This is a genomic window from Streptomyces sp. NPDC027663, assembly GCF_055566415.1.
The window spans coordinates 79,283-105,268 of sequence record NZ_JBVHSK010000004.1 but is presented as its reverse complement, the minus strand read 5'-3'; the positions used below and the strand labels follow the sequence as shown (position 1 = coordinate 105,268).

24 protein-coding genes and 1 pseudogene are annotated in these 25,986 nt (G+C 70.4%); 15 read left to right on the top strand and 10 right to left on the bottom strand.

The window, feature by feature from the left end; genetic code table 11:
- The first annotated feature begins 249 nt into the window (after positions 1-249).
- The 6 genes from ACZ4SF_RS13750 to ACZ4SF_RS13725 all read left to right on the top strand — a co-directional run bounded on the left by ACZ4SF_RS13750 (position 250) and on the right by ACZ4SF_RS13725 (position 8,641).
- A complete protein-coding gene (locus ACZ4SF_RS13750) occupies positions 250-1,383 on the top strand; it encodes a leucine-rich repeat domain-containing protein (RefSeq protein ID WP_468382812.1) in 1,134 nt (377 codons plus the stop codon).
- A complete protein-coding gene (locus ACZ4SF_RS13745; RefSeq protein ID WP_468382810.1) occupies positions 1,380-3,170 on the top strand; it encodes an ankyrin repeat domain-containing protein in 1,791 nt (596 codons plus the stop codon). Before ACZ4SF_RS13750 ends, ACZ4SF_RS13745 begins: the two co-directional genes overlap by 4 nt.
- On the top strand, positions 3,167-4,396 hold the full coding sequence (locus tag ACZ4SF_RS13740; protein WP_468382807.1) for an AAA family ATPase: 1,230 nt from the start codon (positions 3,167-3,169) through the stop codon (positions 4,394-4,396). The genes ACZ4SF_RS13745 and ACZ4SF_RS13740 overlap by 4 nt, the downstream gene beginning before the upstream one ends.
- 11 nt (positions 4,397-4,407) lie before the next feature.
- Entirely contained in the window at positions 4,408-5,595 is a 1,188-nt protein-coding gene (locus tag ACZ4SF_RS13735; protein ID WP_468382804.1) for a vWA domain-containing protein, read from the top strand.
- A gap of 326 nt (positions 5,596-5,921) precedes the next feature.
- Complete coding sequence (locus ACZ4SF_RS13730) at positions 5,922-7,400, top strand: SDR family oxidoreductase (RefSeq protein WP_468383681.1); 1,479 nt, start codon at positions 5,922-5,924, stop codon at positions 7,398-7,400.
- A 446-nt stretch (positions 7,401-7,846) separates the two neighbouring features.
- Positions 7,847-8,641, top strand: coding sequence for a restriction endonuclease (locus tag ACZ4SF_RS13725; protein ID WP_468382801.1), 795 nt, complete (start codon positions 7,847-7,849; stop codon positions 8,639-8,641).
- Between the two features lie 80 nt (positions 8,642-8,721).
- Here the strand turns inward: ACZ4SF_RS13725 and ACZ4SF_RS13720 are convergent, their stop codons facing one another.
- The 3 genes and pseudogenes from ACZ4SF_RS13720 to ACZ4SF_RS13710 form a co-directional block, all read right to left on the bottom strand.
- On the bottom strand, positions 8,722-9,261 hold the full coding sequence (locus ACZ4SF_RS13720; RefSeq protein WP_468382798.1) for a hypothetical protein: 540 nt from the start codon (positions 9,259-9,261) through the stop codon (positions 8,722-8,724).
- Between the two features lie 154 nt (positions 9,262-9,415).
- Positions 9,416-9,565, bottom strand: a complete 150-nt coding sequence (locus ACZ4SF_RS13715) for a hypothetical protein (RefSeq protein ID WP_468382795.1) — start codon at positions 9,563-9,565, stop codon at positions 9,416-9,418.
- Positions 9,566-9,670: 105 nt separating this feature from the next.
- Positions 9,671-9,820 (bottom strand): annotated as a pseudogene (locus ACZ4SF_RS13710) (transcriptional regulator); the annotation flags it as partial.
- A gap of 263 nt (positions 9,821-10,083) precedes the next feature.
- Here ACZ4SF_RS13710 and ACZ4SF_RS13705 point away from each other — a divergent pair.
- Positions 10,084-11,100: a zinc-dependent alcohol dehydrogenase family protein gene (locus ACZ4SF_RS13705; protein WP_468382792.1), complete on the top strand. Its 1,017-nt coding sequence runs from the start codon at positions 10,084-10,086 to the stop codon at positions 11,098-11,100.
- Between the two features lie 27 nt (positions 11,101-11,127).
- On the opposite strand, the gene ACZ4SF_RS13700 is transcribed toward ACZ4SF_RS13705, so the two are convergent.
- Positions 11,128-12,183, bottom strand: a complete 1,056-nt coding sequence (locus tag ACZ4SF_RS13700) for a LacI family DNA-binding transcriptional regulator (protein WP_468382789.1) — start codon at positions 12,181-12,183, stop codon at positions 11,128-11,130.
- Positions 12,184-12,520: 337 nt separating this feature from the next.
- On the opposite strand from ACZ4SF_RS13700, the gene ACZ4SF_RS13695 reads away from it, so the two are divergent.
- The 4 genes from ACZ4SF_RS13695 to ACZ4SF_RS13680 are packed head-to-tail and all read left to right on the top strand — an operon-like array spanning position 12,521 to position 17,424.
- Positions 12,521-13,819 carry an ABC transporter substrate-binding protein gene (locus tag ACZ4SF_RS13695; RefSeq protein ID WP_468382786.1) on the top strand — a complete coding sequence of 433 codons (1,299 nt, stop codon included), beginning with the start codon at positions 12,521-12,523 and terminating at the stop codon, positions 13,817-13,819.
- 10 nt (positions 13,820-13,829) lie between these two features.
- Positions 13,830-14,879, top strand: coding sequence for a carbohydrate ABC transporter permease (locus ACZ4SF_RS13690; protein ID WP_468382783.1), 1,050 nt, complete (start codon positions 13,830-13,832; stop codon positions 14,877-14,879).
- On the top strand, positions 14,876-15,709 hold the full coding sequence (locus ACZ4SF_RS13685) for a carbohydrate ABC transporter permease (RefSeq protein WP_468382780.1): 834 nt from the start codon (positions 14,876-14,878) through the stop codon (positions 15,707-15,709). The genes ACZ4SF_RS13690 and ACZ4SF_RS13685 overlap by 4 nt, the downstream gene beginning before the upstream one ends.
- 41 nt (positions 15,710-15,750) lie before the next feature.
- A complete protein-coding gene (locus ACZ4SF_RS13680) occupies positions 15,751-17,424 on the top strand; it encodes a glycoside hydrolase family 13 protein (RefSeq protein ID WP_468382777.1) in 1,674 nt (557 codons plus the stop codon).
- A gap of 431 nt (positions 17,425-17,855) precedes the next feature.
- Here the strand turns inward: ACZ4SF_RS13680 and ACZ4SF_RS13675 are convergent, their stop codons facing one another.
- The 3 genes from ACZ4SF_RS13675 to ACZ4SF_RS13665 all read right to left on the bottom strand — a co-directional run bounded on the left by ACZ4SF_RS13675 (position 17,856) and on the right by ACZ4SF_RS13665 (position 19,602).
- A complete protein-coding gene (locus ACZ4SF_RS13675; RefSeq protein ID WP_468382773.1) occupies positions 17,856-18,446 on the bottom strand; it encodes a CAP domain-containing protein in 591 nt (196 codons plus the stop codon).
- A 361-nt stretch (positions 18,447-18,807) separates the two neighbouring features.
- Positions 18,808-19,161 carry a hypothetical protein gene (locus ACZ4SF_RS13670; protein WP_468382770.1) on the bottom strand — a complete coding sequence of 118 codons (354 nt, stop codon included), beginning with the start codon at positions 19,159-19,161 and terminating at the stop codon, positions 18,808-18,810.
- A gap of 150 nt (positions 19,162-19,311) precedes the next feature.
- The gene (locus ACZ4SF_RS13665; RefSeq protein ID WP_468382768.1) at positions 19,312-19,602 is read right to left on the bottom strand and encodes a hypothetical protein; all 291 of its coding nucleotides are present in this window, start codon (positions 19,600-19,602) and stop codon (positions 19,312-19,314) included.
- Positions 19,603-19,897: 295 nt separating this feature from the next.
- Between ACZ4SF_RS13665 and ACZ4SF_RS13660 the strand changes: the two genes are divergently transcribed.
- Positions 19,898-20,473 carry a hypothetical protein gene (locus ACZ4SF_RS13660; protein ID WP_468382765.1) on the top strand — a complete coding sequence of 192 codons (576 nt, stop codon included), beginning with the start codon at positions 19,898-19,900 and terminating at the stop codon, positions 20,471-20,473.
- A 221-nt stretch (positions 20,474-20,694) separates the two neighbouring features.
- Positions 20,695-21,552, top strand: a complete 858-nt coding sequence (locus ACZ4SF_RS13655) for a YwqG family protein (protein ID WP_468382763.1) — start codon at positions 20,695-20,697, stop codon at positions 21,550-21,552.
- A gap of 220 nt (positions 21,553-21,772) precedes the next feature.
- On the opposite strand, the gene ACZ4SF_RS13650 is transcribed toward ACZ4SF_RS13655, so the two are convergent.
- Positions 21,773-22,051: a GlsB/YeaQ/YmgE family stress response membrane protein gene (locus ACZ4SF_RS13650; protein WP_468382760.1), complete on the bottom strand. Its 279-nt coding sequence runs from the start codon at positions 22,049-22,051 to the stop codon at positions 21,773-21,775.
- 660 nt (positions 22,052-22,711) lie between these two features.
- Between ACZ4SF_RS13650 and ACZ4SF_RS13645 the strand changes: the two genes are divergently transcribed.
- Positions 22,712-23,002: a hypothetical protein gene (locus ACZ4SF_RS13645; RefSeq protein WP_468382759.1), complete on the top strand. Its 291-nt coding sequence runs from the start codon at positions 22,712-22,714 to the stop codon at positions 23,000-23,002.
- A gap of 240 nt (positions 23,003-23,242) precedes the next feature.
- Here the strand turns inward: ACZ4SF_RS13645 and ACZ4SF_RS13640 are convergent, their stop codons facing one another.
- Together ACZ4SF_RS13640 and ACZ4SF_RS13635 are read right to left on the bottom strand one after the other, a co-directional pair.
- Positions 23,243-23,821, bottom strand: a complete 579-nt coding sequence (locus tag ACZ4SF_RS13640; protein ID WP_468382757.1) for a class F sortase — start codon at positions 23,819-23,821, stop codon at positions 23,243-23,245.
- 291 nt (positions 23,822-24,112) lie between these two features.
- Positions 24,113-24,607 carry a sortase gene (locus ACZ4SF_RS13635; RefSeq protein WP_468382754.1) on the bottom strand — a complete coding sequence of 165 codons (495 nt, stop codon included), beginning with the start codon at positions 24,605-24,607 and terminating at the stop codon, positions 24,113-24,115.
- 899 nt (positions 24,608-25,506) lie between these two features.
- Here ACZ4SF_RS13635 and ACZ4SF_RS13630 point away from each other — a divergent pair.
- The gene (locus ACZ4SF_RS13630; protein WP_031174240.1) at positions 25,507-25,713 is read left to right on the top strand and encodes a cold-shock protein; all 207 of its coding nucleotides are present in this window, start codon (positions 25,507-25,509) and stop codon (positions 25,711-25,713) included.
- Positions 25,714-25,986 lie beyond the last annotated feature (273 nt).

Sequence of the window (25,986 nt, the reverse complement as noted above, 5' to 3'; positions counted from 1 at the left end):
GTCCGCCCTCCGGGCGAGACCAACTGGTTCGAACGCAAAGGCGAAAGCCGCTATGATCTTCGCGGCGAGGCTGTAGCGCAGAGGTCGTCGCGCCCAAGCATCAAGCTGGAGGACGTCGGTTCGAATCCGACCGGTCTCGCCACCCCTTGTCGTGGAGGAAAGTCGATTGGCGTCGGTCCGTCCTGGGCGGGCGGAGGGCGATGCCGCCCTCGGCGAGCCGGGCACCGGCGATGAACCGGTGGAGTGGTGATGACGCAGCCGACACCCGTACGCTGCCCCGCGATCGAGCACCCGGACATCCCGGTCAGTGATCCCGCCGCGCTGGAGCCGTTGCTCGACCGACTGCGGTCCGCGCAGCCGGTGGCCGCCGACGAGACCTTCCCGCTCGGCACCGTACGCGCGGACGGGCGCATCGACCTGTGCAAGCAGGGCCTCGGAGCGGTCGGCGCCAGCCGGCTCATGCCCGTCGCCGCCGCCTCTGCGCACGCCACGCACGTCCTGCTCGGCACCAACGCCATCGGGGACGAGGGAGCACGCACGGTCGCCGGCGCGCTGGCCGACGGCCACGGCCTGCACACGCTCTACCTCGGCTGCAACCGCATCGGCCCCGGGGGCGCGACCGCCCTCGCCGACGCGCTGACCACGGACGGCACGGTCCGCGCCCTGTGGCTCAAGCGCAACCCGGTGGGCGACGAAGGCGCCCGTGCGCTCGCCACGATGCTCCGCCGCAACACCACACTGCGCACCCTCGACCTGGTCAACACCGGCCTGACCGGCGACGGCCTGCGGGCCCTGCTCGACGCCCTCACCAGCCGGCCCGCCACGGTGGAACGCCTCTTCCTCGGCGGCAACGGCCTGACCGCCGACTCCGCCCCCCTGCTGGCCGCGCTGATCCGCGAGGCGGGCATGCGCGAGCTGTACCTCCCCGCCAACCACCTCGGAGACGAAGGCGCCGCGATCCTCGCCGCCGCGGCCGACCCCGCCCGCCCGGTGCGTCTCGGCCTGGGCGGAAACGGGATCGGTCCCGTCGGTGTCCAGGCCCTCGCCGACTCCCTCGGCGGGATCGAGGCGCTCGACCTGGGCCGGCCGATGTCGGAACGCAGCCTCGGCGCCCCCGCCAACACCACCGGCGACGCAGGCGCACACGCCCTCGCCGCCGCCCTGCCGGGCAGCCCGTTGCGCCGGCTGGAGCTGTGCCACACCGGTCTGACCGGCCGCGGCGCGAAAACACTGCTGGCGGCGGTGTCCGACGACTCGCCGCTGGAGTATGTCGGTCTGGGTCCCGGTCTGCCGCGCAAGGTGAAGCGGTCCTTCACCACGCGCCTGCGGCCCGTCGGCAGGTCGCACCCCGACCTGCGCGCGATAGGGAGTGTCTACCGTTGAGCGCTCGAGGCGAACTCCGTTGCTTCCCCCCGGACGAGGCGGCGAGCCGGCGCCGGGTCCGGCGCTACGCGGTGCCCGGCTGGATGATCGAGCGCGCGACCGAACGCCGCCTGGCCGGTGACTGGCGGGGTGCCTGCGCGGCGGCGAACGTCGACGTCACCTTCGACCTGGCCGATGTCGCCGGCCACTGCGGCGACGACGTCGCCACGGCCCTGGAGAACGACCTGCGCCACTTCGCCCCCGACCTGCTGCACTGGCACCTGCCGCGCACGCTCGGCGGGCGGACCACACTCGCCAAGGACACCACGGTCGTCCTGGCGCGCTACCGGCCCAGGTCCGCGGACGAACGCCCCCGGACCACGCCCTACCTGCACATCACCACACCCGCGATGAGCGACGGACCGCAGCGGCTCGCCCTGCGGTTCAGGACGGTCACGCAAGAGCGGGCCGCGGGCGTCTTCGGACGTACCACGGAGGACTGGCGGTCCGCGCGGCACCTCTGGGACGCGCGGCACGCCGCCGAACTGCGCGAGCGGTGCGGAGGTGGCGCGGACAGGCCGCCGTTCTTCCACGCCGACGCCACCCCGCGCGGCACGGACGAACTGCCGACGGCCGAACCCGGCGGCGACCCGGCGGCGCTGGCCGAGTGGGCCACGCTGCTGCACCAGAGCGGAGGCACATCGGCCGCCTTCGCCGCCGCCGGTGTCGAGCTGGACCTCACACCCCCGCAGACATCGGGCTACTACCGCACGGACCCGGAGCCGCTCCTGGGCGGGATCGCGCTCAACCACACCCGCCTGGAGCCGGAAATCCGCCGGCTCGCGGCCGAGGGCGTCGGCGACCGCTTCCTCATCGCCGCGCACTGGCGTACCTACGTCCTGCTGGAGCCCGCTGACGCCGGCGGGCTGCTGGTCCGCGTCGTCGACCGGGACGACGCCAAGGACGTGCCGTTCCTCGCCGAGGCCCTGTGGCGCAGACTCCCCGACCTCGACCTGATGCGCGCCGGAGGGGTCGCGGCGGAGCACCTGCATCCACTCGTCCGCGAGTCGCTGTTCCCCGCCCTGCAGGTGGCGGAGGGCCCGGCCGGCCCGCCCGGGCCGACGGCTCCCGCACCCGTGCGCGTCCGATGCCGCGGAGACTGGCACGAGGTCGGCTTCCGGCCCGGCGGCCTGCTGCGCATGCCCCACAGCGACGAGGAGCAGCAGCGCGAACGCGCCATGCGCGCCTTCGGCGGCGCCGTGGCCGGATGCTTCGCCGTGGAGCAGACCTGGACCTCCGGAGAAGGCCGCCTGCCCAAGGCGCTGCGGGCGCAGCGCAACGAACTGTTCCTGCGCGCCCAGCACGGGGACACCCCTGGCGTGCTGGAGCTCCTGGACGCCGGCGTCGATCCCCGGGTGCGGGACGGGAACGAGCGCACCCTGCTGCACGTACTGCACCTCCTCGACCACGAGACGCTGCTGCCGCGGCTGCTCGCGGAGGGGCTGGACCTCGAGGCCCGCGACCGCCGGGAACGCACGCCGCTGTTCGTCGCGGTCAACGACCTCGGTTCGAAGGCCCTGGTGGAAGCGCTCGTCGCAGCCGGGGCGCGGCTCGACGTGGTCGACGAGTTCGAGATGTCACTCGCCCAGCTCGTCCGCCGGTACAAGCGGTCCGAGCTGGCCTTCCTCCGCGAACGCGTGGAGAAGGAACACCCGGGTGTCGGCGCCGAGTGGTGGGACGAACGGATGGCCGAGCAGGAGCTGTACGACGCGGACGACCCCGACGACGAGGAAGAGCTGCCCTCTTGAGCACCGACAGCACCGTCAGCACAGACGGCACCTCGTCCGGCGCGCCGGCCGGCCCGCTGGCGGCCGCGGACGACCTCAACCGCAGGCTGCGTGCGCGGCGCACCGAGCCCGCCACGAACCCCCAGCTGGAGGCGCTCGCCCTCGCCGTGACGGCCAACCAGCCCGTGCTGCTGTGGGGCGAGCCGGGCATCGGCAAGTCGGCCGCCCTGGAGCAGCTCGCCGCCGGGCTCGGCCTGCCGCTGGAGACCGTCATCGCCAGCGTGCACGAGCCCTCCGACTTCGCCGGGCTGCCCATCGTCGGTGACGACCCGGCCGTGACCGGCGTGCCGATGGCTCCGCCGGACTGGGCGGTACGCCTCACCCGGGCCGGACAGGGCCTGCTCTTCTTCGACGAACTGTCCTCCGCGCCCCCGGCCGTGCAGGCAGCGCTGCTGCGGGTGGTGCTCGAACGACGCGTCGGCAGCCTGGTCCTGCCGGAGGCGGTGCGTATCGTCGCCGCCGCCAACCCGCCGTCCAGCGCGGCGGACGGCTGGCATCTCAGCCCGCCGCTCGCCAACCGGTTCGTCCACCTCGAATGGACCCACGACCCCCGCACGGTCGCCCGCGGCATGGCCGGCACCTGGCCTGAGCTGACCGTGCCCGTCGTCGGCGCCACCAAGGTGGCCGGCGCCGTCGCACGGGCCCGTGGCGCGATCTCCGGCTTCCTCACGGCCCGCCCCGGCCTGGTCCACCACATCCCCGGCGACGCCGAGAGCCGGGGCCGCTCCTGGCCGTCCCCGCGGACCTGGGAGATGGCACTCAGGCTGCTCGCCACCGGGTACGCGGCCGGCGTGGGCCGCGAGGCGCTGGCCGCCGCGCTGACCGGCGCCGTCGGGGACGGCGCGGGCATCGAGCTGCTGTCCTACCTCGAACACCTCGATCTGCCCGACCCCGACCGCGTCCTCGCCGACCCCGACGCCTTCGCCCTGCCCGACCGCGGCGACCGTCAGCTGGCGTTCCTCATCGCCGTGGTCAGCGCCATCCAGAGCGACCTCACCCGCCCCCGGTGGGAGGCCGGCTGGGCGGTGCTGGCCAAAGCCGTGGACGCGGGCGTACCGGACGTGGCCGCCCGGGCCGCCACCGACCTCGCGGCGATGCGGCACCTCGACTGGCCCGTACCGCCCGGCATCGACGGGTTCCTGGGCCTGCTGCAGATGTCCGGGGCGCTGCCCGGCGCCGGCCGGTGAGGCGTGCGGGGATGACGGAGGATGCCCGCCGCGCCCTGGACATGACCAAACTGCTCGCCGCCCGGTACCGGGCGGCGAGCGACCGGCCGTATCTGGCGTCGGCCCTGTACGCACTGACCGTCGTTCCGAGCGCAGAGGTGCCGACGATGGGCGTGGACCGGCACTGGCGCTGCTATGTGTCCCCCGCCTTCGTCGACGCGACGCCGGTGGCCGAGCTCGCGGGTGTCTGGGTGCACGAGGCGGCGCACCTGCTGCGCGACCACCACGGCCGGGCGGACCGGCTCCCCGCCGCCGTCCAGCGCGACTGGCACCGTGTCAACGTCGCGCAGGACTGCGAGATCAACGACGACCTGCTGGCCGACGGTCTGCGCCTGCCCGACGGCCGCATGGAACCCCGTCACTTCGGCCTCCCCGAGGGCCAGTTGTTCGAGGTGTACGTCGATCAGCTGCCGCCACACGTACGCACACCGGACTGCGGATCGGGCGCCCACGCCCGGCCCGTCCCCTGGGAACTCCCCGGGTCCGCCGGCCCCGCACAGCTCGGCGAGGTCGAGGCGCAGGCACTGCGGCGGCAGACCGCCGAGGCGATGCGCGCCCATCAGCGCAGCCGTGGGACCCTGCCCGTGGGCTGGCAGCGCTGGGCCGAGGAGGTCCTGGAACCCACGGTGGACTGGCGGCGGGCGCTGTCCGGCGCCGTCCGGGAAGCCGCCGCATGGGCCGGGGGAGCCGTCGACTACACCTATCGCCGCCCTTCGCGCCGTACTCCGGCGCTGCGCGGCGTCGTCCTGCCGAGCCTGCGCCGCCCGCTGCCGCGGGTGGCCGTCGTCATCGACACCTCCGGTTCGATGGGCGACGCCGAACTGGCCGCGGCCCTGGCGGAGGTGACGGGCGTCCTGCGCGAGGTGGGCGTACGGGGCAATCGCGTGACCGTGCTCGCGTGCGACGCCGACGTGCACGCCGTGTCCAGGGTGACCGCCACCGAGCAGATCACGCTGGGCGGGGGCGGTGGCACGGACATGCGCGTCGGTATCGAATCAGCGCTCGCGACGCCGGAACGTCCGAGCATCGTCGTCGTCCTCACCGACGGATTCACGCCCTGGCCGGACGAGAGCCCACCCTGCCGCATCGTCGCGGCGCTGATCGGCTCCGCCGCACCCCAGCCGCCGAGCTGGGTGGAGACGGTACGCATTCCCGCCTGACGCACCGCCGGAACACGTCGGCCGGGCATGCCGTGAACGCCGCGCTCGCCGGTGAGCGGCAGTGTGCGAGCGGCGGGCACGTGGTCGGCACGCGACGGAAGGCGCAGATCACCCGATCGCCCCTCACGCGGCGCATCCGGCCGTGCGGTCGGCACGGTAGAGGTATCGGAAGGGTGGTGCGGCGCACCGGCGCGCGAGCGAGGACGAGGACGGTACCCGTGGCGGACGAGGCGGACAGGGCGACCGAGGCCGGTACGACCGAGGCCGGGGCGACGGCGCGCGAGGCGGGCAGGGCGACCGAGGCTGGGACGACGGCGCGCGAGGCGCTGACCTGCCTGGTGACCGGCGCGAGTGGTTACATCGGCGGTCGGCTGGTGCCCGAGCTGCTGGAGGAGGGCCACCGGGTGCGGTGCCTGGTGCGCACACCGCGCAAACTGCGCGACCACCCCTGGGCGAACCGAGTGGAGATCGTCCAGGGCGATGTCACCCACGCGGAGTCGGTGGCGCGGGCGATGGACGGCGTGGACGTCGCCTACTACCTGGTGCACGCCCTCGGCACCGGCCGCGACTTCGAGCGGACCGACCGCGAGGCCGCCTGCGTCTTCGGCGAGCAGGCCCGCCGGGCCGGCGTCCGCCGCATCGTCTACCTCGGCGGTCTGACTCCCGAAGGAATGCCCGAGTCGCGGCTCTCCCCGCACTTGCGCTCCCGCGCCGAGGTGGGCCGGGTTCTGCTGGATTCGGGAGTGCCGACCGCGGTCCTGCGTGCCGCCGTCATCATCGGCTCCGGATCGGCCAGTTTCGAGATGCTGCGCTACCTGACCGAGCGGCTGCCGGTGATGGTCACACCCCGCTGGGTGCACACCCGCATCCAGCCGGTCGCCGTCCGGGACGTGCTGCGCATCCTGGTGGGCTGCGCCGTGCTGCCGGCCGACGTCAGCCGCGCCTTCGACATCGGCGGCCCGGAGGTACTCACCTACCTGGAGATGATGCAGCGGTACGCGGCCGTCGCCGGCCTGCCCCGACGGCTCATCGTGCCCGTTCCGGTGCTCACGCCCGGGCTGTCCAGCCACTGGGTCGGCCTGGTGACCCCGGTCCCGGCCTCGATCGCCCGCCCGCTCACCGAGTCCCTGCGCCACGAAGTGGTCTGCTCGGAGCACGACATCGAGCGGTACGTGCCCAGCCCGCCTGGTCACCCCCTCGGGTTCGACCGGGCCGTCGACCTGGCACTGCGACGGGTCCGGGAAGCCCAGGTCGCCACCCGCTGGTCCTCGGCGTCCGTGGTGGGCGCCCCCAGCGATCCCCTGCCCACCGATCCGCACTGGGCCGGCGGCAGCCTCTACACCGACCTGCGACAGCGCGAGGCGGACGTGGCGCCCGGGGCGCTGTGGGACGTGATCGAGGGCATCGGAGGCGAAAACGGCTGGTACTCCTTCCCGCTGGCCTGGGCGGTGCGGGGCTGGCTTGACCGACTCGTCGGGGGTGTCGGCCTCCGCCGTGGCCGGAGAGACGCCCGGCGGCTGCGGGTGGGCGACTCGCTGGACTTCTGGCGGGTGGAGGAGATCCAGCGCGGCCGGCTGCTGCGGTTGCGCGCCGAGATGCGGTTGCCGGGCCTGGCCTGGCTGGAGATGTACGTGGACGACACCGACACCGGAGCAGTGCGGTACCGGCAGCGGGCGCTGTTCCATCCTCACGGACTGCTCGGGCACGTGTACTGGTGGAGTGTCTCGCCCTTTCACGCGGTCGTCTTCGGTGGAATGGCCCGCAACATCGTCCGCGCCGCCGCCCGGGCACAGCAGGGACGCTGATCGTTGCCGTGATGCCGTGATGCCGTGATGCCGTGATGCCGTGATGCCGTGATGCCGTGATGCGGTGATGCGGTGATGCCGTGACGCCAGGATGCGGCGATGCCGTGACGCCGGGGTGCGGTGCCGGGACGGGGTGATGCCGTGATGCCGGATGCGGTGTTGTCGGCATGCCGTGTTGCCGTGACGGGGCAGGCCGCGTCGCGGATACGCGCGCCGTCCACGATCCGGCACTCCGAGCGTGACCGTGGTGACGACGCACCGCACGCGCGGCGGCCCGGTGGGCCCGGGTCATGGCGAGCCGGCCGCGCGGAGCCCGTGAGAGGGCCTGCCGGCCACCTCACGGCCGCGAGATGCGACCGACAACGCCCGCGCCACGATGAACCGACCCGCCCGGGGCACATGCCAATTGATCTACGTTCCAAGGCTGCCTGGGAGGAACCACCACCGTGACCGTGCCCACCCGCCCGCTGCGCCCCGTGCGGCGCCGTCGTCGCTTCGACCTGCGCGCGACGGCTTTCTTCTTCGTCCTTCTCGCCCTTCTCCTGATACTCGGAGGGCTGGTCGCCCGCACCGCCGCGGCCGTGGCGGAGCACCGTCCCGCCTGGGCGGTGACCCTCCTGTTCCTCGCTGCCGCCGGCGCACTCGCCTGCTCCCGCGGCCGGCGCCGCTGGACGGCACGCAAACTCGCACGACGCGCCACCGAGGCCCTGGAGAAGGCGGCCGAGACAGCGGCCGACGCACTCGACGAGACACCGGTCGTCGTCCCGGCAGGGGGTGCCGTCCCGCCTCGGACGTACGGCGTCGCCTCCGCGGAGCAGACCTTCGTCCTCGAAACGGCTTGCGTCCCGGACTACGCGGACCTGGATCCCGACGAGTTCGAGCACGCGATAGCCGACCTGTGCGCCCGCGACGGCTGTGCGGATGTCGAGGTGGTGGGAGGCGCCGGCGACCTGGGTGCCGATGTCACGGCGGTGACGCCCAACGGACACCGCCTCATCGTCCAGTGCAAGCGGTACGGCGACGGCCACAAGGTCGGTTCGGAGGAGTTGCAGCGCTTCGGCGGCACCTGTTTCACCGTCCACCAGGCTGACGTCGCGGTCCTCGTCACCACCGGCGACTTCACGGCACCGGGCCTCGAGTACGCGCGACAGTGCGGAATAGTGTGCGTGGACGCCGATGGCCTACGGGCGTGGCACTCAGGAACGGGGCCCCGCCCCTGGGACCTGACGGGTGAAGACTGATCCGTTCCGATGGCCGAACGCCGGAGACGCGGTGGGCGGTCGATCCTCTTCGGTCAGGCCTCTCGGTCAGACCTCTTCGGTCAGTCCTCTTCGTTCTCCGCGCCGACCACGTCCCCGATGGAGACACGCAGGTCGTGCATGCCCTGCAGGATGTCGATGAGGGCCTCCTCCGCCCCGCCCAGTGCCCGTCGGGTTCCCTCGACATCACCGCGCTCCGCATGAAGCTGGGCGCTGAGCGTGTACACCGCCGTCATCGCGGCGGCGAAGGAAGCCTCCCGGCCCGGGGGCAGATCCTCCGCGTCCGGCGCGACCTGCATGGCAGTGCGGTGCAGCCTGTTCGTCAGGACGTTGATGGCAAGGCCGGGATCGGGGCCCATCTGCTCCGACCAGCCGAGCATGGTGTCGAGGACGTCCTCGATCTCCTCTTCCTCGGTCAAACGCGTCGCAGCGGTGATTTCCAGCTCCGTCTTCGCCAGCAAGCTCCCCAGCAGGTGCAGACGGTCCTCTTCCCGCACCCCCTCGGGCCGCACCTCGAGATCAGCAGCGGGCTCGACCCCGAGCGCGACCAGCGCGGCATGGACATGTTCAGCAGTCACCGGACGCTCGTCACTGATGCTCACGCCTTCAGCTTGACCCCACGAAGGGGCAACCGCCGACAGCACACACCGGCGGGTTCGAGAATCAAGCGCTCGCGGCGCAGGTGATCGCGGCGCCCGGTGACGGCGGCGTACCGGCGTGACCGCCTTACGCGCCCGGATGCCCCTCGGCGACCGCTCACAGAGCGGTGCCGGTCTCCTCGGCCAGCGCCTGGAGGAGGCGGTCCTGGAACGCCTCGTCGTGAACGGCGTGGTGAGGCTGTCTGCGCTCGCGGTGGTACCAGTAGCCGCCGGTGGTCAGGGCCTCGGGTTCGTCGCTGGTGGCCAACCATTCCTGCGTCCGATGCCCGAGTTCGAGATCGTCCGGCGCGCCCGGTCCGCGGCTCGTCTCCTTCTACTCGTGGTCGTGCGACGAGTGATCCACTCGTGGGCGTTCGACCAGTGCTGTGCCCGCAGCGGCGTCCGCACTCCTGCGCAGCCCCGGCACACGCCGCCGGGAACCGGAGGGCAGGCCGGCCCGCTCCGGGGTGATCTTCGCTCGCCGCGAGGTCAGGAACTCGCGGACCTCCGCACGGTTGTCCACATCCCCCGACCGTAGGCCCGTACCGCATGGGAGGGATGTACTGGCAGTGCACCTTTCGCTGGTAACTCGCTCGCCGCCGGGAAGCGCGGTTACCTGGAGCAGAGGCATTTCCCGTGCGGACCGGCCGCCCCGGAGGGGTACCCGGCCGGGCAGCGCGAGGACGACGGCGCCCTCCAGCGCCCCGCTCGTACCTGCACACGGGTCACGGCGGCCCGCGGCCCGCCCCCAGGCCTCGCCCGTCGACCAACGTAAGGATTCTTCTGATGCGCGGAGCAGTGATCCACGCCCCCGGCGATGTGCGCTTCGAGACCCTGGGCGACCCGAAGATCCTCCAGCCCACCGATGCGATCATCCGCACGGCCGTCACCTGTGTGTGCGGCTCCGACCTGTGGCCCTGGCGCGGCCTGGACGCCACCGACGAGGCGCACCCGATGGGGCACGAGTACGTCGGCTTCGTCGAGGAGGTCGGAGCCGAGGTCACCGCGGTCGAGCCGGGCCAGTTCGTCGTCGGCTCGTTCGCCACCTCGGACAACACATGTGCGAACTGCCGCAACGGCTGGCAGTCCAACTGTCTGGACCGCGAGTTCATGAGCACCTGCCAGGCCGACTACGTGCGCATCCCCAATGCGCAGGGCACGCTGGTCGCGACCGACGACGTGCCGGGCGAGGAGTTCTGGCCCGGCCTGCTGGCCGTCTCCGACGTGATGGGAACCGGCTGGTACGCCGCCGAGGCCGCCGCGGTGGAGCCCGGCTCCACCGCCGTGGTGGTGGGCGACGGAGCGGTCGGCCTGTGCGCGGTGATCGCCGCGAAGGAGAGGGGCGCGGAGCGGATCATCGCGATGAGCCGCCATGAGTCCCGCCAGAAGCTGGCACTGGAGTTCGGTGCCACCGATATCGTCACCGAGCGCGGCGACGAGGGCGTCGCCCGGATCAAGGAGATGACCGGCGGCATCGGCGCCGAGTCGGTCCTGGAGTGCGTCGGCACCGCGCAGGCCATGCGGCAGGCCCTGCACTCCGCGCGTCCCGGCGGCAGCGTCGGCTTCGTCGGCGTCCCGCACGAGGTCGCCGTCGACGGCCAGGAGCTGTTCTTCTCCCACGTCGGCCTGCGCGGCGGCCCCGCCCCGGTGCGCCGCTACCTGCCCGACCTGATCGACCGCGTCCTGTCGGGGCGCATCAACCCGGGCAAGGTCTTCGACCTCACCCTGCCCCTGGAGCAGGTCGCCGACGGCTACAGGGCCATGGACGAACGCCGCGCCATCAAGGCCCTCCTCAAGCCCTGACGATGAGGCGCCCGGGCGGGCCGGCAGTCACGGTGCCGAGGTCTCGTCGTCTTCCGTGGACGCCGCTCGCGGGGCCGTGGTGGCCCGAGGGATCAGCTGGGTGGGCAGGACGACGTGCCGGCTGTGATCCGCATCGGTCTCGTCGATGAGCTGCAGAGCCAGTTCGCCCGCCAGCCGGCCCATATCCCACGGTGACTGGGACACCGTGGACAGATCGAACCACTGGGCCACCTGATGGTCGTCGAAGCCGATGACGGACATCCGCTCCGGCACCTCGATCCTGGCCTGGCGCAGAGTGTGGATCACGGCCACGGCCAACTCGTCCTGCTCGGCGAAGAGGGCGGTGGGCGGCTCCCGCAGACTCAGCAGCTGCCCGATTCCCGCGACCAGTCCGCGCCTGTCGTCGGCCGCCATCGTGACCACCAGCTCGTCGTCGACCGGGATACCCGCCTCGGTCAGTGCCTGCCGGTACCCGAGCAGCCGTTCGCGCGAGCTGAAGCTGAAGCCACTCGCTCCCGTGGTCGGCGCGAACGCGATCCGCCGGTGCCCGAGGTTGAGCAGATGCCGGGTGGCCTTCAGGGCTCCGGCCACGTCGTCGACGTACACGCTCGGCCGGCCCTCGGCGTGCTGGCTGACGTAGATGACCGGCATGCCGAGGTCGTCCAGTCGTGCGGTCTCCTCTTCGGTGAGGTCGAAGCCGAAGACGAGCAGCGCGTCGGCGTTCCGGCGGGCCGGAAGACGGTCGAAGAACGACGTGCGCTCGTTCATGTCGGGGATGACGTAGACGTTCAGTTCCCTGCCGGCCGCGCGCAGCAGGGGACCCAGGCTGGACAGCGCCGACCCCATGAACCACGAGTTGAGCGTCGGTACGAGCACCGCCACGACCCCGGTCCTGCCCGTGACGAGGCTCGCGGCCTGACGCGAGACCGCGAAGTTCAGCTCGCGAGCCGCCTGTTCCACCCGGGCGCGGACCTCCGGCGAGACGGTCTGCATGCCGCGCAGGGTGCGGGAGACGGTGGACGGGGAGACGCCGGCCCGTTCGGCGACGTCGGCCATCGTGGGGTGCCGTTGAGCGGGTGACATGAGCGGAAGCTAGCACAGCCGCTGGAGCCTTGTCTGTCGTGCTGTGACAGCGCTGTCATGGAGCCCTGAGTGGGTATTCCTGGCTGAAAAGTCCGCATTTCATCCCTATTCGACTGCACGGTTCATGTACTTCCGTTCGAGCTACCGGCAAGTTACGGATTGACTTACTCCAGGTGCACTCCTAGCGTGCAAGCGTTGTCACGACGAGATCGCAGCAGTCGTCACAGATCCTTCAACTACGGCTCTGGCCTGCGTAATTGATCGGCGTTGCATCGTGACAGCGAGGTCTCACCGGCGATCAGCCGCGCTTTCGGTTCCGCACGACCAGGAGAGAACAGTGAAGACCAGGACCACCAGAGCCCTCCAGTGCCCGGCGACGCTCGTCGCCGCCGGGCTCCTCCTCACCGCCTGCGGCTCGTCCGGGAGCAGCGGATCCGGGGAGCAGGCCGGGAGCATGTCGTTCGAGGGCCGTGGCCCCATCACCTACGTGGCCGGAAAGGACACCTCCGGCGTCGTCCAGAAGGTCATCGACCGCTGGAACGAGGCACACCCCAAGGAGAAGGTCACGTTCGTCCAACTGCCGACGGACGCCGACTCGCAGCGGCAGCAGATGATCCAGAACGCGGAGACGAAGTCCGACGCCTACACCGTGCTCTCCCTCGACGTGGTGTGGACCTCGGAGTTCGCCGCCCACCAGTGGATCGACCGGCTGCCCGAGAAGCAGTTCCCGTTGCGGAAGATGCTCAAGCCCGTGGTGGAGACGGCGAAGTACCGTGGCGCACTGTATGCGGCACCGGCCAGTTCGGACGGCGGCATGCTGTACTACCGCACCGACCTGCTGAAGAAGGCCGGCGTGACCGGGCCCCCGGCCACCTGGTCCCAGATGACGGCCGACTGCGCCAAGGTGAAGAAGCTGCCCGAGGCCAAGCACATGTCGTGTTACGCCGGTCAGTTCCAGAAGTACGAGGGCCTGACGGTCAACTTTGCCGAGGCCGTGAACTCCGCGGGCGGGGTGGTCACCGACGCCGGCGGCAAGCCGGACGTCGACACACCCGCGGCCAGGAAGGGCCTGGACTTCCTCGCCGGTTCCGTGAAGGACGGCACGATCCCCAAGGAAGCCGTCACCTACCAGGAGGAGGACAGTCGCCAGGCGTTCCAGTCCGGCAAACTGATCTTCCTGCGCAACTGGCCGTACGTGTACGCGCTGGCCGAGAAGAGCGCGCTCGCGGGGAAGTTCGCGGTCGCTCCGCTGCCCGGCCTGAACGGACCCGGCTCCTCCAGCCTGGGCGGTCACAACCTCGCCCTGTCGTCGTTCGCCAAGAACAAGGCGACGGCGTTGGACTTCATGCAGTTCTTCAGCAGCGAGGAGAGCACGAGCACCTTCCTGAAGGACGCCTCCCTCGCCCCGCCGTACGCGGCACTGTACGACGAGGCGTCGCTGGTGAAGCAGTACCCGTACCTGCCCGTCCTCAAGGAGTCCATCCTGCGCGCCGTACCGCGTCCGCGAGTCGTGCAGTACGGCGATGTCACCTCCGCGATCCAGCAGGAGGCGTACGCCGTCCTGAACGGCAGCAAGAGCAGCGCGCAGGCACTCGAGGACCTGCAGCGTTCCCTGCAGAAGTCCACGGCGCAGTGAGGAGCGGGTCATGACCGACACGACGATCCCGCCCGACACCGCACTGCGCGAACACGGCACTGCTGCCGGGCGGCGCTCCCCGTCCGTGAGTCCGCACCGCCGGACCCGGGCGACCGCCGGCTCGGGCCGGATGGCGGCGCTGCTGGTCTCCCCGACGCTCCTGGTGCTGACGATCGTGGTGCTCTACCCGACGCTCATGGCACTGCAGCAGTCGCTGTACGGGCCGAAGGGGCTGGACCCGAAGACCGGCTTCATCAGCACCACCGAACCCTTCGTCGGGCTGCGGAACTACGCCGATGCCTTCGGTGCCGCCGGGGGGCGCTTCTGGAACGCCTTCTGGAACACCACGACCTTCACGGTCGTCACCGTGGGCCTGGAGACGATCATCGGCATCGCGATGGCGCTGATCATGCACAAGGCGTTCCGGGGCCGGGCGCTGGTCCGAGCCGGCATCCTCGTGCCCTGGGCGGTGCCCACCGCCATCTCCGGCCTGCTGTGGCGGTGGATCTTCAACAGCAACGGCATCGCGAACGCCATGCTCGGGCACCAGGTCCTGTGGACCACAGAGGGTTTCCATGCCAAGGTCGCGGTCGTCGTCGCCGAGGTGTGGAAGACCGCCCCCTTCATCGGACTGCTGGTCCTGGCCGGCCTTCAGGTGATCCCGAAGGAGGTCTACGAGGCCGCCCGCATCGACGGAGCCAGTGCTCTGCGCCGGTTCTGGCACATCACCCTGCCCCTGGTGAGGCCGGCGCTGCTGGTGGCGGTGCTCTTCCGCTGCCTGGACGCGCTGCGGATGTTCGACCTGCCCTACATCCTCGTCGGCGCACAGAAGAACTCGGTGGAAACCCTGTCCATGCTGGCGCAGAACGAGGCCGCCAACGTCCGCTTCGGACCCGCCTCCGCCTACGCCGTGATCCTCTTCCTCTACGTCCTCCTCATCGCCCTCGCCTTCGTCCGGCTGCTCGGCACGGACCTCGTCGGAGACCGCGACGGCAGGAGAGCCGGCAGGGGCAGGCTCCGCAGCCTGCTCGCGCCCCGCCGTGCGGAGGTGGCGGCATGACCCGCACGGCGAAACGGCGCAACGGGCTGCTGTACGCGGGGGTCGCCGCGGTGGTGGCCTACTGCCTGGCCCCGTTCTACTGGATGCTGGTCTCCAGCCTGCGCCGCACCTCCGACATCTTCGACACCTCGCTGCTTCCCACCCCGCTGTCGTTCGAGAACTACCGAGCCGTGTTCGACCCGTCCCAGGGGTTCACACGTGCGCTGCTCAACAGCCTGATCGTGGCGGGCGTCACCACCGTGCTGGCGCTGCTGCTGGCTACGTTCACCGCCTATGCGATGGCCCGGCTGGAGTTCCGGTTCAAGCGGCTGATCCTCACGCTGATCATCGCCACCTCGATGTTCCCGGTGGTCTCGATCGTGGTGCCGCTGCTGAAGCTGTTCACGGACATCGGCTGGATCAACACCTACCAGGCCATGATCGTGCCGAGCATGTCGTTCGCGCTGCCGCTGGCGGTGTGGAACCTCACCACCTTCTTCCGGCAGATGCCGGACGAACTGGAACACGCGGCCATGATCGACGGCTGCACGCGCGGCCAGGCGTTCCGCAAGGTCGTCGTCCCGCTCGCGGCACCGGGCATCTTCACCACCGCGATCATCACGTTCATCGCCGCCTGGAACGAGTTCCTCATCGCCCTGTCGATGACGAACAAGTCCGCCATGCAGACCGCACCGGTCGCCATCTCCAAGTTCTCCGGCGCCACCCAGTTCGAGACCCCGTTCGGCAGCCAGATGGCGGCGGGCGTCCTGGTCACCGTCCCCCTGGTGGTCATGGTGCTGGTCTTCCAGCGCCGTATCGTCGCCGGACTCACCGCCGGCGCGGCCAAGTAGACCCTGTTCGTCCCAGACTTGCGAAGGGCCCACTCCACATCATGTCCCGCACAGCTCCGTGGTGGCGCAGCGCCGTCATCTACCAGGTCTACATCCGCAGTTTCGCCGACGCGAACGGCGACGGCGTCGGCGACATCGCCGGCATCCGTTCCCGCCTGCCCTACCTGAAGTCCCTCGGTGTCGACGCCATCTGGATCAACCCGTGGTACAAGTCGCCCATGGCCGACCACGGTTACGACGTGGCGGACTACCGGGCGATCGACCCGCTGTTCGGCACCGTGGCCGAGGCCGAACAGCTCATCGAGGAAGCGCACCGGCACGGGCTCCGGGTCATCCCCGACATCGTGCCCAACCACACCTCCGACCAGCACGCCTGGTTCCAGGCAGCCCTGGCGGCCGGCCCCGGCAGCCCGGAGCGCGAGCGGTACGTCTTCCGGCCCGGCCGCGGTCCTGACGGCGCCGAACCGCCCAACGACTGGGTCTCCTGCTTCGGCGGCCCGGCCTGGACCCGGCTGCCCGACGGGCAGTGGTACCTGCACCTGTTCGCCCCGCAGCAGCCCGACCTGAACTGGGAACACCCCGACGTGCAAGCCGAGTTCGAGTCGATTCTGCGCTTCTGGTTCAGCCGGGGGGTCGACGGGTTCCGCATCGACGTCGCCCACGGACTCGTCAAGCACCCCGAACTCCCCGACCTGCCGCCCCGCCAGGAGCCGGCGGTGCTGGGCCCCCTCGTCACCCGGGACACCCCGGACGAGCGGCCCCGGCAGCACGTCGATCACCCTCACTGGGACCGTGACGAGGTCCACGACATCTACCGCGGCTGGCGCAGGGTGGCCGACGAGTTCCCCGGCGACCGGTCCTTCGTCGCCGAGGCCTGGGCCGACACCCCCGAACGGCTCGCCGCGTACGTCCGCGAGGACGGCCTGCACACCGCGTTCAACTTCGACTTCCTCATGTCCAGCTGGGATCCGAAGGACCTGCGCTCGGTCATCGACGACTCCCTCGCCATGCTCGGCGCGGTGGGCGCGCCCGCCACCTGGGTGCTGTCCAACCACGACGTCATGCGCCACCCGAGCCGCTACGGCCGCAGGGCGGTGAAGCGGTGGACCGCCAACGAGCCGTACCGTCCCGAGGGCTCCGCGGACCTGGAGCTGGGCACACGCCGCGCCCGTGCGGCCGCCCTGCTCATGCTCTCCCTGCCGGGCGGAGCCTACGTCTACCAGGGCGAGGAACTGGGCCTGCCGGAGGTCGAGGACCTGCCCGAGGACGCGCTCCAGGACCCGGTGTGGGAACGCTCCGGACACACCGACCGAGGCCGCGACGGCTGCCGCGTGCCCATCCCCTGGTCCGCTAAGACGGCTTCGTACGGCTTCAGCCCCGATGACGCCACCGCCGCGCCCTGGCTCCCGCAGCCGTCAGGATGGGGCGAGCTGAGCGTCGAGACGCAGACCGGTGACGAGACGTCGATGCTGGAGCTGTACCGCAGCGCCCTGCGCCTGCGCCGCGAGCACCCCGCGCTCGGCGACGGCACCCTCACCTGGCTGGACGCCCCCGAGGGAGTCCTCGTCTTCTACCGTGACCCCGGCTTCGTCTGCGTGGTCAACCTTTCGGCCGAGGCCTGCCGGCTGCCCGCCCACACATCGATCCTGCTGTCGAGCGGATCCGTCGAGGGCGACCTGCTGGCACCCGACCACGCGGCCTGGCTCGCCGTGTAACTCGGCCGCGGCAACAGGCCACCGGAGCACCTCCGGCAGCTTCGAAGCCGGAGGTGCCCGTTCAGCCGGTCGTCCGATGGCGAGTCCGTCCCGGTCACGCACGGGCTGGGCCAGCTGGTCACCTCAGCCGTGGACGAGGCATGCGCCGTGGCTACGAGACGAGTGGCGTCCGCGGGCGGGCCGGGCCGGTGCGGGCCTTCAGTCTCCTCCAACTCCTCCACCGAGCGAGATCCACGTTCCAGTCCAGTCACCTGCCGATCGGCCCCTCCACCCCCGAGCGGAGGGGCCGGCTTCACAAGACGATCGATGTCCTGGACGTTCGACCACGAACGCCGGCGAGCCGGAGAATCCGGGACAGCTCGCCCTGGCCGTGCTTGGCATCCGCGCCGGGCGGGCGGGGGAGTGCGAGGTGTGCGGCGGGAGGCTTGGCGCTACTCGCTGGTGCAGGCTGCGGGGCGGGCGGTGAGTTTGCGGTGAGGGCTGAGGAGGTCCACGTCCCAGTAACCGTTGTCGTAGCCGAGGCCGATGGCCGCGATCTCGGAACTCATCAGCCCTTCGTAGAAGCCGTTGTGCGGATCCGGGTCGGTGGCCATGTCGGCGAAGTACCCGTCGTGTTCGTAGCCGTAGAACATGTACTCGGCGATGTGAGCGGAGAAGATGCCGGCGTCCGAGAGCCGGGTGCGCAGGTCGCGGCCGTCGCTGCCGACAGAGGTGAGCTTCTTCATCCGGGACATGTCCTGGGCGTGGCGGCGCGCCACAGTGGCGGCCCGGTCGGTGACCAGCAGGTCGGGAAGGTCCATCTCCTTCCGTGCCTTGTTCACCTCGCACACGATCCAGTCCACGTTGGGGTAGTACCCCTGTGCGGTCGTGGCGGCGGCTGCGGCCGGCGCGGCCGTCACAACCGGGGCAGCGGAGGCGGTCGGGGTGATGGTCGCGAGCGCGGCCGTCATGGCGCATACGGCGATGGCGGTGATGCGGCGTGCGCGCCGCTGTGGCTGGGAGGCGGTCATGTATGTGGTCATACCGTGCCCATACGCCAGCCGCGCGGAGGCGGCGCCGTGATTCCGCGTTTGCCGTAGGGCCGCTGCGCCACCAGGGTTGTCACCACCGGCGCTGGTCGGGGCAGCGGCTCGGACCGTTTCCTCCTGTGCCTTGAGCCCTTCAGCAGCGTGTGCGAACAATGCCCGGCCGGCCATCCGCCTGGACGTGGCCGCCGACAAGCCCGGCAACGTGACTGTGCCGGCGTCGTTCGTCCGCCATGGAGCTGGTGCCTGGTGGAGTCGCAGCGGTGCGGTTGCACCGATGCGCGACGCAGATGTCGTGCCGCTCGAACGGCGGACGTGTGAGAGGCTGCACGCCTCTGACGCCGGGGTTCACCGGCCATCATGCCTTCGCTCGAGCCGCACGGTAGGCGGCGATGAGTGCTGTGAGCTGCCGATTGAATCCCTCGGCCTCCTGCAGGGCCGCGTCCGGCAGCGGGTCGTCGGCGGCGTACCCGAGCGCGGCCTGCCCGGTGATGTGTGCACAAAGGGCGTCCAAGCGGTCCATGAGGGCGGCACGGCGAGCCTGGTCGGGAGTCAGTGACCGCAGCCAGGCGAAGCGTTCCCCGGCCGTCTCCGGGCGCGGGGGGAGCGCGCGGCGGATGCCGTCGGCCCGCGCTGCCAGGGTGTTGCGCACCGGCAGGCGCAGCGCCGCGACCAGAGCGTCGGGAGCGACTTCCACGGTGGTGGGCGTCATGTGCCTACGGTCGCAGGCGGCACTGACAAAGGGATGCATGCCGCAGGCCGAGTCAGCCGTCCGGGACATGCGCGAGGTGCAGTCGGCCCAGCCGGTGCCGTCCGCTGCCCCTCACCGCGAGCAGGCGCCGGCGCAACCGAGAGGCTCGCATCACTCGTCCGGGTTGAGCTCCGAGTACACCAGGTCCACCAACTCCTCAGCCTCGGGTGTCCGGGAGTCATGGGATACCTCGTAGTACCCACCCAGAGTGGCGATCACGTCCTTTTCCGAGTCGTCGTACTCGTGGAGACGGTCTTCCCGCTCCTTGGAGGTCTTGGGGTCGGAGACCTGCCACCACCACACTCTGTCCCGGATCTCGTCCTTCGACAGGGGTCCTTCCAGGGTGATGTCCCTGCCCTGAACCTTTGCCGTGATCCTGGCTGAGGTCGCGTCGGTACCCATGTGCCCTCTCTCCTTTCCCGAGGGAAAGCCATCAGCGCGTCGTCTCGTTCAAGGCAGCTGATACCCGCCCGCACACGACTCGCACAGTCCGAACCGGCCAGAACTCGGCAGTTGTCACGGGGTGGCGATGTCGTTGCGGCAAAGGGCTGAGGGCGAGCCGGGCCGCTTGCACCCGCACTCATGCCGTGCTGCACTCCTTTTCCGTGGGGAATCGCAGCTCCGGGGGGCGGACAACGTGCAGGCACGACAGTTCGGCTATGAGGTCTCGACCCGTAACGCCATACACAGCAGGGGGATGACCGACCACATTGCGCAGGTCCGACGCACGGACCCGCTGTTGCTCGAGGCGTCCGTGTGGTCCATAGGTGTCTGGTGTGTGGGCATCGTGGTGACCGCGCTCGTCTGGGTGGCCGCCGGCCCTACGTTGTGGCTCTTCGGTGCCGGAGCCGCCGCCTTCCTCCTCGGAGTCGGCGTCTCCTCCCATGCAGGCAATGTGAGGCAGGCCTTCGAGGTGGGGGTGAGACTCCTGAGCGAACACCCCTGGCAGGTGTGGCCGTGCCGGCTTGAAGCCACCGCGGACAAGGAGCGGCACCGCATACTACTGCTGGCCCCCGACGGCACCGTCGCCCGCAGCTACGTAGGACGTGTGCCCGGCTCGGTCTGGTACGGGATGACCGACGGCATAGGCGCGCTGTGGGTGTGTGGCGACCTGCGCTTCCTAGTGGTGATCGCCAAGCCGGGCGGCGGCCCCTTCTGGATCGCCTCCCCCCAGCCCTTCCCCGCGTCGTCCCCCGCCTCGGCCGACCCCGATCTCATAGCCGACCTGGCCCGCACCGCCGGCCAAGCAGCCCTCGCGAACTGGTTCGTCTAGACCACGGCGCACCCGTCCAGCAGGGCTTCAGCACGAAGGCCGTGCGGACGAGGCCGGCCCACCGCGCAGGGCCGCCTGGGCGAGGATGGTGATGCGGCCGGTGCACTCGCTGCTTGGACCGCCTGCTCCCAGGCCACCGTGGGCTGAACCCGCTGATCTCCAGGCTGAGCCGTCCGTGGCTGGCGCCACCAGTGTCAGTGGTGTCGTGCACGATTGTTTCCATGACCAGGGACACCACGGATGATCTGTATTCGCTCGCTCGCGCGCATCTCCCCGCTGATATCGCTGAGCGCTGGACCGGCCTGTTCCGGCCGGGTTTGAGCCTGGAGCATGCCGCGCATGCGCAAGCGCCTGCCGAGCCGGTCGTCGGCCGGCTGGGCGGCTTGCCGGCGCTGCCGGATGACGTGGAGTGGCCTGAGTGGGAGGGCCATGGACCACTGTCGTTCATAGCGTCGGTGAACTGCGCCGCGATCCCCTCCGCCTCCTTGGACATCGCGCTGCCGACGGACGGCACGCTGGCCTTCTTCTACTTCGACGGGCAGTTGGACGACGGGCGGTCGAGGGTCGATCCCCGTGTGCCGGAGAGCTTGGCGGGAGCGCGGGTGCTGTACATACCGGCGGGCGTCGCCGTCACCGAACGGGAAGCGCCGGCGGGTATCCGGCCATACTCGGAGGTGGCCCTGACAGCGCACCTGCGGATGACAGCGCCGTACCTCTGGCACCCCTTGGTCTACCGCGAGTTCGCTTCGGCATCTGATGACCATCCACTGTGGGAGGAGGACTTCCGGGAAGCCCTGTGGGAGGTAGGGGCAAGTGTTCACCAGATCGGTGGCCATGCGGACCCGGACCAGGACGACGTGGAGACCGAGGTCGCCCACGGCGCACTGGGCTGCCCGCCGTGGGACGACCCCTGTATCAAGGAGGAAGCACTGCGCTGGGTGCTGCTCGCCCAGTTCGGTTCGGACGACGACGCAGGCATGATGTGGGGCGACTGCGGCACTCTCTACTGGCTCATGCGGCCGGAAGACCTGGCGGAACGCCGTTTCGACCGTGCGATGTTCACCTGGCAGTGCAGCTGACGCTCCCCTGTCCGCGGCCAGCTGTCGAAGCTCCGGCTCGAAGTCGTAGCCCCTGTCGGCGTACACGCGCCGCCGCTGTCTTCTCGGTGGTCAGGGCGAACCCCGCGAGCCTGGAGGAGCCCCTTCGGTGCCTCGGCCCGTACACGCCGACGGCTCCCGCCCTGCGGACCAGGGTGGGAGCCGTTCGGAGGTGCCCGGACGTGCCAGGGCATTCAGCGGTTCACGCGTGACGGTGTGAGTGCCGGTTGCCGGCGATGAGGCGGTAGAGGGCGAGCAGGATGAGGGAGCCGACGATCGCGGCGATCCAGGTGGAGAGTTCGAAGAACCCGTCGACGGAGTCAACGCCGAAGATCACCTTGCCGAGCCAGCCGCCGAGCAGGCCGCCGGCGATGCCGATGAGCATGGTGATGATCAGGCCGCCGGGGTCCTTGCCCGGCATGATGGCCTTGGCGATGGCGCCGGCGAGCAGGCCGATGATGATCCACGCGATGATGCCCATAGTGCATCTCCGTCCCATCGTATAAAGACTGTGTTAGCTCATCGTGTATACCGTTCGCCGCCGAACAAACGTCTCCATCGAAGTTCCAAGGCGACGACGAAGATCGCAGCGCATACGGGCCAGCCGCTCGACACCCCGGCCGGTACCAGGACCGGCCGGGCGTACACGCGGGACAACCGATCCCACACCACGACCCTGCGCAACGACCGCGACCGGTTCGTCGGCGAGACCTGCCCGACGGGCTCGAGACCGTCATCGGTGCCGACAGCACCCTTTCGGACCGTCGACCGCATCATGTTCGACACTGGCCTGGCCCACCTGCCCGCACTGGACCGCTGACCGGAAACGCCAGGGCTGCCTGCATGGGTCCAGACGAGAACGCTTGTCGGTGGCCTCCGAGATCACCAGGCCGACGGCAGACGGAAGAATGCCGGTGGGAATCAGCAACACCGGTTGCCGTGCGTGTCGGAAGTCCCGTGTGGCAGGGCGCCATGCCGTGGCATCATGGCGCCATGTTGATCCGAAAGGATGATGCCGCGTAGGCGTCCCGAGGCCGTCCGTGCAGAGCGGTGGCGGCCACGATGGCATGGCCCGGTCCGAAAGGTCCGTGGCGTCTCCGCGCGGACTCGTGCAGCGATCCGCCGTGTCGAGGAGCAGAGGATGTGGCCCAACGCGGTCGCTGACGCGCTGTCCCGGTTCGAGAGGGCTTTCGAGCAGCCTGGCCGCTATCTGAATGCATCCCAGGTCTTCCAGCCCGGACTGGAGGTGGAAGACGCCCGCGATGACCTGGAGGAGGCCATGTTGCACCTGCCTCGCGGAGCCCAGCGGGACCTGGGTCGGCTGATCACTCGTATCGACGACGCGTTCGAACGACGCACGCTGCCGGATCCTGCCCCGGCCAGTGAGTGGACGGCAGGTCGTTGGTGGTGGTGGCGAATCCGAGAACGCTGAGCATGACCGAGCCCGGCATGGCGCCTATGGCGAGGGCAGCCCCATTTGGAGGCACGCCCGAAGCAGACGCGCTCCTGGGTGAGGCTGTGCGGCCGCACATACTCGACAGGCTCGGCAGCACGACCCTTTCGACGTGTGATGGATCGGCAGGGCACTTCTCGGCGGCGTTGTGCCTACGCAGTAGTCGTGCCTGCGCAGTAGTCGGCGTCCGTGTCCAGCGGTCAGTGTCCGTTCGGCCGGCTATGTCACCGCGGTCAGCGTCGCGTAGACCACGACGTTGCTCTGGTAGCCGGTGCGCTTCGAGTAGCTGCCACCGCAGGTGATCAACCGGAGTTCGGGCCGGCCGGAACCGCCGTAGACCTTCTTGCTGGGGAACTCCTCCCTGTCGTACAGCTCGACGGCGCGGACGGCGAAGACAGCTGTCCGCCGGTCCGCCCGTCTGATCTCGATGGTGGCGCCCTTGGTCAGGGCGCCGAGGTCGTAGAACACACCGGGGTCGCCGCTGGGTGTGTCCACATGCCCGGTGGCGATGGCGGTTCCTGGCGAGCCGGGAGCCGTGCCGTCGCCGTACCAGCCGGCGAGGCCATGTTCGCCGGCTGGAGGGGGTTGTAGCGCCCCTGCCGCATCGAGACCGACGCGTGTCATCGGGGCGTTCACACCGATGGCGGCGATCCGGAGCCGAACCGGATCCGCGGGGGGCAGCGGATGGACCGTGTGACGGGTGAGGTTTGCGGAGGTTGAGAAGGCCTGCGCCGCCGACGGCTGCGGTGGCTCCTGATGGTGAATCCCGCAGATCAGCAGCACCACACCTGCCGTCATGGCACAGGCCAGAAGGAGCGATGCGAGGACGAACGGAACTCGGGAAGCGCTGGTGTGGTGTCTGGGGACCATCGCGGTTGAGCCTTTGCTTCACACGGTGGGCGCCGTGCGGCGAGGGGTGTGGGCCTCACGTGGGCGGCCCTGGGGGCCACCGGGTCGATTCCGTCTCGGAGGCCGGTTCAGGCCGGAGTGGATGGTTCCGCCACGCCGGAGTCGCGCGGTCGAGCCGCGCGGCAGAGCCGGACGGGTCGGCCGGCAGAGTCGGACGGGTCGCCCGGCAGAGTCGGAAGGTCAGGTTCGGTTGCCGTTCGGGCGGCGGCGGTACATCAGGACCGCACCCCCGGCGGCAGCCGTGGTGAGCAGTCCACCGCCCACGGCGAGCCCCGTACCCGGGTCTTCGGCCGGTCCGAAGCCGGCACTGACCGAGCCGCTCGGAGGGCGCCCCGAGACGCGATACGTTTCCGTGACCTGGGTCAGTGGCGGACACTTCAGGGTGATCGTGTCGCTGCCCGGCCGGGTTCCTTCCGGGATCTCGAACTGGCCGGTGAGTACCCCCTCCTCGTCGCCTTCGAAGAGGTGGAACTGTCCTCCCACCTCCGACCAGCCCTTGCCGTAGTCCGCGTCGGGGTCGCAGGCCCTCGTACTGACCGTGACCGTGGACCCCGGGTAGGCATTCCAGGGGTCGATATGAATATCCGAGTCATCACTGGCGGCGGCGGCCGGGATCTGCAGTCCGAGGGCAGCGAGAGCCAGGCCGACACCTACACCCATCTGTGTGTAACGCATGCGAATCCTCCAACGGAACAGTGTCCGGCCTGTCTGCGCGGCGCCTCTCCTGTGTTCCGCATACGAGGCAACCGACAGTCCGTCAGGTCCGCAACCTGACGAGATGCCAAATGTCTCGCCGGCCAGGTGCCATCGGGTTCCCGCTTGATCGTTTACGCAGGTCACCGACGCGAAGATCACCGATATGAATCACCCGCCACCTCGTCCCCATACCGGTGAACGGGCGGTCCTGCACAGCGCGCTCTGCCTCAGGCGGCCGTGCCGCCGGCTCCGTGACCTTCCTGCGGGCCAGGCGCCGGGCACGGCAGGTGTGCCGACATCACCCCTACGGACGCGTACGCAGAACGAGGGGCCCGGACCGCCCCCGGCCGCCGGGCCCCTCCTTCGACCGTCACCGCCGGTGATTCCAGCCGGCTACGCCCGCGTACGCAGGCGTGCGTCACGTTCCTGACGCCGACCGGCGGGCGCGCAGCTTGCCGAACAGCCGCTGGGCCTGGGCTCGGCGGCGTGGATCGGCCGCGGTACGGCGTACTTGTTCGATCGTGCGACGGCCCTGCGGACTCCTCGCGAACTGCTTGAGTCGTTGGAGAACTCCGGACATGACACTCCCTTCGTCACCGGTGCCCTGCTCTCGTCGGGCCCCGCGGAGTTCGACTACCCGGTGACCGAGGGTCCAGCCTCTTTTGGCCGGGGTCGTGCCGTCGCGGCGCCACCGATTCGCCTTCAGGCGGGTTTCTCTGTGGCGTCGACCGAATGCGCGGTGTAGCGTCGAGGTGGTTGTCGTGGTCGTCGTCGCTGCCCGTACCGCCAGGTGCGGGCGTTTTGTTGCGTGGCATGTGACCAGGGCGATCACTTCGGGTCTGCACGGTGTGGACCCGGTTCGACCGAGAGGTAGATGCATGGCCAGCGGGACCGTGAAGTGGTTCAACGCCGAGAAGGGCTTCGGTTTCATCCAGCAGGACGGCGGGGGCCCGGACGTCTTCGCGCATTACTCCAACATCAACTCTTCCGGCTTCCGTGAGCTGCAGGAAGGTCAGGCCGTGACCTTCGACGTCACGCAGGGCCAGAAGGGTCCGCAGGCAGAGAACATCACGGTCGTCGCCTGAGCGATGCCGTCCCTGTGGCCCCCACCGCTTTCACCGGGGGCCACACCTCTTTCGCCCGGCCGAGGCGCCTTCCGCACCTTGCACGGCCATCGGCCTGATGCCTGATCCCTGCGGCCGGCCGCTCCCTCGGAGTGTCGCACTCCGCACCGGCCGACTACGCGACGGTCCGGCAAGTTCCATGCCGGTCTCGGTTCGCAGTGGTCAAGTGGCGGTGGTCCGGCGGACCGCACGGGCCGCGGCGTGCTGCCCGTACCGGGCTCAGTCTTCCGGAGC

Coding starts and splice junctions, on each gene's coding strand:
- ACZ4SF_RS13700 (WP_468382789.1), bottom strand. CDS start 12,183: ATGTCACCCGCTCAACGGCACCCCACGATGGCCGACGTCGCCGAACGG.
- ACZ4SF_RS13670 (WP_468382770.1), bottom strand. CDS start 19,161: ATGACGCCCACCACCGTGGAAGTCGCTCCCGACGCTCTGGTCGCGGCG.
- ACZ4SF_RS13650 (WP_468382760.1), bottom strand. CDS start 22,051: ATGGGCATCATCGCGTGGATCATCATCGGCCTGCTCGCCGGCGCCATC.
- ACZ4SF_RS13655 (WP_468382763.1), top strand. CDS start 20,695: ATGACCAGGGACACCACGGATGATCTGTATTCGCTCGCTCGCGCGCAT.
- ACZ4SF_RS13750 (WP_468382812.1), top strand. CDS start 250: ATGACGCAGCCGACACCCGTACGCTGCCCCGCGATCGAGCACCCGGAC.
- ACZ4SF_RS13630 (WP_031174240.1), top strand. CDS start 25,507: ATGGCCAGCGGGACCGTGAAGTGGTTCAACGCCGAGAAGGGCTTCGGT.
- ACZ4SF_RS13640 (WP_468382757.1), bottom strand. CDS start 23,821: ATGACGGCAGGTGTGGTGCTGCTGATCTGCGGGATTCACCATCAGGAG.
- ACZ4SF_RS13735 (WP_468382804.1), top strand. CDS start 4,408: ATGACGGAGGATGCCCGCCGCGCCCTGGACATGACCAAACTGCTCGCC.
- ACZ4SF_RS13685 (WP_468382780.1), top strand. CDS start 14,876: ATGACCCGCACGGCGAAACGGCGCAACGGGCTGCTGTACGCGGGGGTC.
- ACZ4SF_RS13705 (WP_468382792.1), top strand. CDS start 10,084: ATGCGCGGAGCAGTGATCCACGCCCCCGGCGATGTGCGCTTCGAGACC.
- ACZ4SF_RS13645 (WP_468382759.1), top strand. CDS start 22,712: ATGTGGCCCAACGCGGTCGCTGACGCGCTGTCCCGGTTCGAGAGGGCT.
- ACZ4SF_RS13665 (WP_468382768.1), bottom strand. CDS start 19,602: ATGGGTACCGACGCGACCTCAGCCAGGATCACGGCAAAGGTTCAGGGC.
- ACZ4SF_RS13680 (WP_468382777.1), top strand. CDS start 15,751: ATGTCCCGCACAGCTCCGTGGTGGCGCAGCGCCGTCATCTACCAGGTC.
- ACZ4SF_RS13690 (WP_468382783.1), top strand. CDS start 13,830: ATGACCGACACGACGATCCCGCCCGACACCGCACTGCGCGAACACGGC.
- ACZ4SF_RS13660 (WP_468382765.1), top strand. CDS start 19,898: ATGACCGACCACATTGCGCAGGTCCGACGCACGGACCCGCTGTTGCTC.
- ACZ4SF_RS13675 (WP_468382773.1), bottom strand. CDS start 18,446: ATGACCACATACATGACCGCCTCCCAGCCACAGCGGCGCGCACGCCGC.
- ACZ4SF_RS13635 (WP_468382754.1), bottom strand. CDS start 24,607: ATGCGTTACACACAGATGGGTGTAGGTGTCGGCCTGGCTCTCGCTGCC.